Annotated in this window: 6 protein-coding genes; 1 reads left to right on the top strand and 5 read right to left on the bottom strand. The window is 39.1% G+C overall.

The window, feature by feature from the left end; translation table 11 throughout:
• Positions 1-256: 256 nt before the first annotated feature.
• Positions 257-1,540, top strand: coding sequence for an MFS transporter (locus ACYQY7_RS13465; protein ID WP_461202817.1), 1,284 nt, complete (start codon positions 257-259; stop codon positions 1,538-1,540).
• Between the two features lie 31 nt (positions 1,541-1,571).
• On the opposite strand, the gene ACYQY7_RS13470 is transcribed toward ACYQY7_RS13465, so the two are convergent.
• From ACYQY7_RS13470 to ACYQY7_RS13490, 5 genes are all read right to left on the bottom strand, one after another.
• On the bottom strand, positions 1,572-1,850 hold the full coding sequence (locus tag ACYQY7_RS13470; protein ID WP_461202818.1) for a hypothetical protein: 279 nt from the start codon (positions 1,848-1,850) through the stop codon (positions 1,572-1,574).
• A 284-nt stretch (positions 1,851-2,134) separates the two neighbouring features.
• On the bottom strand, positions 2,135-3,514 hold the full coding sequence (gene rlmD / locus ACYQY7_RS13475; protein WP_461202820.1) for a 23S rRNA (uracil(1939)-C(5))-methyltransferase RlmD: 1,380 nt from the start codon (positions 3,512-3,514) through the stop codon (positions 2,135-2,137).
• 64 nt (positions 3,515-3,578) lie between these two features.
• Positions 3,579-4,505, bottom strand: coding sequence for a diacylglycerol kinase (locus tag ACYQY7_RS13480; RefSeq protein ID WP_461202822.1), 927 nt, complete (start codon positions 4,503-4,505; stop codon positions 3,579-3,581).
• Positions 4,506-4,606: 101 nt separating this feature from the next.
• A complete protein-coding gene (locus ACYQY7_RS13485; protein ID WP_461202824.1) occupies positions 4,607-5,395 on the bottom strand; it encodes a sulfite exporter TauE/SafE family protein in 789 nt (262 codons plus the stop codon).
• A 15-nt stretch (positions 5,396-5,410) separates the two neighbouring features.
• Positions 5,411-6,043, bottom strand: a complete 633-nt coding sequence (locus ACYQY7_RS13490; protein ID WP_461202825.1) for a response regulator — start codon at positions 6,041-6,043, stop codon at positions 5,411-5,413.
• Between the last annotated feature and the right edge of the window lie 64 nt (positions 6,044-6,107).

Here is a 6,107-nt window from a genome sequence, read left to right on the forward strand (position 1 = left end):
CTTAACCATTCTCTTGGCTTTATTTGCTCTTTTGCCTTGTAATTTTTTATAAATTTTATATAGATTTTTATGGATTTTTAAAAAAACATTTTAACAGTTACTAACCTCCATGAATAAATTCTTCGTTTCATATCTTACAGTAAAGAGTAAATGCAGTCAATTATATTTCATTTGACTAAATTATAAATAAAAATATATCATATACCATTGAATATATATGTTAGAATAAGAGAAGTAAATTGGAGGGTAAGTGACTTTGTTTAATAAAAGAAAACATGTGTCTTCTATTTTTTATGGCTGGGTGATTGTATGGATCGGGGCTTTAGGCGTTTTCTTTTCTGGTCCTGGTCAAACATATTCGAATGCAGTTTTTATTGATGAATATATTAAGGAGTTTGGTTGGTCGAGATCTCATATATCTAGTCTTTATTCTATCGCCACGCTTCTTGCTGGTATTTTAATGGTATTTATAGGGAATCTTGTAGATAAATTAGGACAACGATTGATGACAGTAATTATTTCAATTATTTTAGGTTTTTCTTGTTTATTTAACAGCTTTGTTGTAAATAGTTTCATGATGTTTATTGGTTTCTTTTTAATTCGTCTTTTTGGTCAAGGGTCGATGACACTTATACCTCATACATTAGTTCCTCAATGGTTTATTCAAAAAAGAGGACGTGCATTAAGCTTTATGGCGGTTGGGGGATTTTTAAGCTCTGCTTTATTTCCTGTTCTAAATGCTTGGTTAATTGAAATGTGGAACTGGCAAGTTGCTTGGCGAGTATGGGGAATCATTTTACTATTATTCTTTACTCCACTTGCTTTTCTTTTTATTCGAAATCGCCCTGAAGATATGGGTTTTCTTCCAGACGGTATAAGCAAGACAAAAGAATTTAATCATAAAGAAAAAAATTTAATAAATGAAGAAAATTGGACACTAAAAGAAGCAATGAAAACAAAATCCTTTTGGCTCATTCTCCTTTGCGTCGGTATTCCCGCAATGGTCAATACGGGTCTAACTTTTCATTTACTTTCGATTTTTGGGGAAAGTGGAATAGCCCCTCAATACGCCGCGATTGTACTGAGCCTTATGGCGGTTGTAGGGTTCCCAATTTCATTTATCTCAGGCTTTATTTTAGAAAAAGTAAGGGTAAATATTATGTTGTCTATTGTTTTTTTAGGAGAAATCATCATTTTACTTTTATTGCTTTTTACAAATAGTGTACCATTCGCTTTTCTCTTTGGGGTTATGTGGGGAATTGTTGGCGGGTTAGAACGAATTACCCTTAACATTATTTGGCCTGACTATTTTGGGAGAAAATACATTGGAAGTATTAATGGTGTTGCGACGATGATAATGGTTATAGGTTCCGCATTTGGACCTCTTCCATTTGGAATTGGCTATGATTTATTTCAAGGGTATCATGAAATATTACTCATAACGATAGCGTTCCCGATATTCGGTTTTATCGCTTCATTACTTGCGAAAAAGCCAAGAAAGTCATGGAATTGTAATCAAATCCATTTGAACGTTCAATAATTAAGAAGCGGAAGATAATCCGCTTCTTTTCCTAGGAAAAATACCTATCATTCGCTTTTTGTTCTGTACTGAGAATGATGTGCCCTGCAGCGATGTATTCCCCTTTCCGATAAGTTTTTCCATGATCTCTGATGGATTCGCTCACTGCTTTCCCAACATCTATCACGCCTTTTACTGTATGTAAACTAGAAATATCTTCATCGGAACTAGATATAGAATCATTTTTCTTGAAATCGTTCCCTTGATAAAAAAACAATCCTACGATAATGACCAAGATAAGAAAGATAAAAATCACAACAAATCTTCCCATTCCTCCATCCATCTCCTTAATTATGAATAGTACAAAAAAGAGGTTCATCACCACAACATGTACTTGACAAGCAATACGGTTTCCTGTACAAAGATGCGCAAAATCATTGATTTACTTACTTTCTTAAAAAAGTAAATAGAATGTGCTCAGAAAAAGTCAAGTAAAACTTTTGGTGATGAACCGAAATATTTTCTCTTTAAAACACAAAGGATCATGTATAAGACTAATGATCCTTTGTGTGTAAAGATTATTTTATTTCTCGTTATGAATGGATTGGAACGAGTTTATTTGGTGTGTACAAAACTAACCTCTAACTTCGCAACGCACTCCACATGCACAGTATGCGGGAACATGTCGACAGGTTGGACTTCGAGCGTTTGATAGCCGCCGTCTTCTAACATACGCAAGTCGCGGGCAAGAGTAGCTGGGTTGCACGAGACGTAGACGATGCGCTTCGGTTTCATGGCGATCATTGTCTGTAATAATGTTTCGTCACAGCCTTTTCGCGGTGGGTCAACGACGATACAGTCCGCCTTTACTCCTTGCTCGTACCATTTCGGAATGACGACTTCGGCCTCTCCGACCGCAAATTGTACATTTGTGATGCCATTTAGTTCAGCGTTTCGCTTGGCGTCTTCAATCGCTTCTGGAACGACTTCGACCCCGTATACTTTTTTTGCGTTTTTCGCTAAAAAGAGCGAAATCGTTCCGATGCCACAGTAGGCGTCGATAACTGTTTCTTTTCCAGTCAACTCTGCATATTCTAACGCTTTCTCGTATAACACTTTCGTTTGTTCCGGGTTCACTTGATAAAATGAACGGGCGGAAATCGCAAAACGAATGTCGCCGATATAATCATAAATATATTCCGAGCCCCAAAGGACACGCGTCTGTTCTCCCATAATGACATTTGTTCGCTTCGGGTTTATATTTTGGACGATCGCCTTCACGTTTGGTACACGTTTTACAATCTCCTCAACGATTTTGTTTTTATGAGGCAACTCCTCGGTACGAGTAATGAAAACGACCATCACTTCTTTCGTCGTTGCCCCGTAGCGTGCCATAATATGCCGAAGGACGCCTTTATGCGTTTGTTCGTTGTAGGCTGGAATGTTATACTGCTCGCAAATGTGTTTGACCGTTTGTACAACGATATCGTTCATTTCTTGCTGGATCAAACAGGCGTCCATATCGATAATATCATGGCTTCTTTCTTTATAAAAACCTGCGACAAGCCGATCTTCACGCTCACCGACGGGCACTTGCGCTTTGTTTCGATATCGCCATGGCTCATTCATACGAAGGACGGGATGAACGATCGCATGTTCCACTTTTCCGATGCGCGCCAATACTTCTTTCACATGTTTATGTTTCGCCTTCAATTGCCCTTCATAGCTAAGGTGTTGCAACTGACAGCCCCCGCATTGCTTATAAACAGTGCACGGTGCCTCTACACGATCCGTGCTTCGTTCGTATAATTCGATCAAACGGCCGTAGCCGTAGCCTTTTTTTACTTTAATGACTTTAATTTTCGCTTTTTCGCCTGGGAGCCCGTTCGCAACAAAAATCGGAAAGCCATCGATTTTCGCCACCCCTGCACCGTCGTGTGTTAAGTCCTCAAATATGACATCGTAATATTCGTTTTTTGCTACTGGTGCTTCCATATTTCTTTCCCCTTCCGCAAAATGCTGTCAAGATTGTAGCATAGTGGAACAAAAAAGAACAGGATTACTCCCCTGTTCTCATTTGTTCAGCTTTTTCTTTCGGAACAAATACGTTGATATGACGATACAAATTGACAAACTCTCCCGGAAGCATGCCACCATACTCGCCATCTAAATTGAGTTGCATATTTTCTTCTGTATATACTTTAACTCGATTTGCTTTCGTATAAATGATGTGCGGATCGTGAATATGCTCGCCGCGTATTGCTAGCGTTGCAATTTTAATAAACTCAGCTAAGCTCGTTTCCTTTAAAATAATTAAATCAAACATGCCATCGTTTAATGATGAATCGGGTGCTAATTTTTCAAAACCACCAACCGAGTTCGTAAGCGAAACGAGAAAAAGCATGACAGCCCCTTCAAACATTTTCCCATCGTACTCGATTTTTACGTGAACAGGATGGAGGGAAGGAAGCATTTCTATTCCTTTTAAATAGTAAGCAAGTTGGCCAATCATCGTCTTTAATTTGCTTGGCACTTCGTACGTTAATTCTGTCAAACGTCCGCCACCTGCGATATTAATGAAATAATGCGTTTTTCCTTCATTTGTTACCGCCCCAATATCAATTGGCACGGCTTCTCCGTTTACGATGACATCACATGCTCCTTCAATCGAGCGCGGTACACCGATCGCTCGGGCAAAATCGTTCGTCGTACCGACTGGAATAATGCCGAGGTTTGGTCGATACGATGCATCAGCTAGCCCGTTGACTACTTCGTTAATCGTTCCGTCTCCACCTGCGGCAATAACGAGGTCAAATTTGCGTTCAACCGCTTTTCTTGCCGCCGCTGTCGCATCCCCCGCTCCTGTTGTCGCGTGACATGACGTTTCATATCCTGCTTGTTCTAAACGAATAAGTACATCTGGTAAATGTTTTTTAAATATTTCTCGTCCTGACGTCGGGTTATAAATAATACGTGCTCGTTTCATCCCCATCATCCTATTTATTTTATTTTTCCACTATTTAACATGATACCAAATTTTCATGGGCGTTGCAACGAACAAAAGAAAGCCGACTCAAACGAGCCAGCTTACGTCAACATTTCATACCAAATTTTTATCACAGTCGCTACAATTAATACAAGTAAAATATATTCGAGCACTTTCGTATTTATTTTTTGACTTAGTTTTGCTCCAACGGGAGCGGCTAGTAAACTAGCAATAACCATCACAATCGATGGAATGAGAAGCATATGTCCACCCATTATTTTCCCGACCGTCGCTCCGATCGATGAAATAAACGTAATCGCCACAGATGAACCAATCGCGATGCGTGTCGGCACCTTTAAAATGACGAGCATAATTGGTACAATAATAAACGCCCCTGCCGCTCCAACAATGCCAGAAGCAACTCCGACAATAAAAGATAATACGACTGCATACAAGCGATTAAATGTGAGTTGCTCTGCTGATACTTCTTCGCTTCCTTTTGGTTTTGGGAAAAACATTAATATCGCTGCGATCGATGCTAAAATGGCATACACAAAGTTAATCGTCTCATCAGCTAAAAACTTCGAACCGTATCCCCCGATAAAGCTACCGATAACAATCGCTGTTCCCATATAACCGACAAGCCGAAACGATACGTATCCACCTTTTTTAAATACAACGAGTGCGGCTAGCGTCGAGAAAAACACTTGTACCGCACTAATGGCAGCTACTTCTTGTGCCGTAAAAGCGACAAAGCCGAGAAGCGGAGGAATATATAAAAGCATCGGATATTTAATGACTGAGCCGCCGATGCCAACCATCCCTGATAAAATGGAACCAATTGCACCAATAAGGAAAAGAACAAGCAAATAGGAAACTGTATATTCCATCACGAAACGCTCCCTTTACACTAAATCCGCAATATGATTTTTTAAGGCGTACTGAATGAGCTCATGTTTTTCTTTAATGCCGAGCTTTTGCATAATGTTCGTTTTATGATTTTCCACTGTTTTCGGACTGATTTTTAACTTGTTTGCAATTTGGTTGTTCGTATACCCTAAAAACGTCAGACGAACAATTTCTCGCTCACGATTTGTAAGCGGGGATTTTGGCTCTTTTTCTGCAAACATTTTTTCAAGATGTTCATCAGGAATATGTGTGCGATAAAACCGTTTCCCACCGTATACCGCTTGCAACGCTTCGTATAAATCGTTTGTTTGGCTATTTTTTAACAAATAGCCATGAATGTTATATTGAATCGCTTTTTGCACATATATTTCTTCATCATGCATCGTTAAAACGATAATTTTCACATCTTCTAATTCATCCATAATCGTTTTTGCAGTTGTAAATCCATCAAGCCCTGTCGGCATCGAAAGGTCGAGCAAAATCACATCTGGATGGTGTTTTAATGCAAGTGTAATGGCATCGCAACCGTTGCTTGCCTCCCCGATCACTTCTACATCTGGAAAACCTTCAAGAAGTAAACGAATGCCTTTACGGATTAAATCATGATCATCAACGATTAACACTTTCATCCTCTCCGCCCGTTACAGAAAACTTACAAAACTTTATAAATAATCTATTAATTATTTATAAAGT

Source organism: Anoxybacillus sp. TBDG-1 (assembly GCF_054815885.1).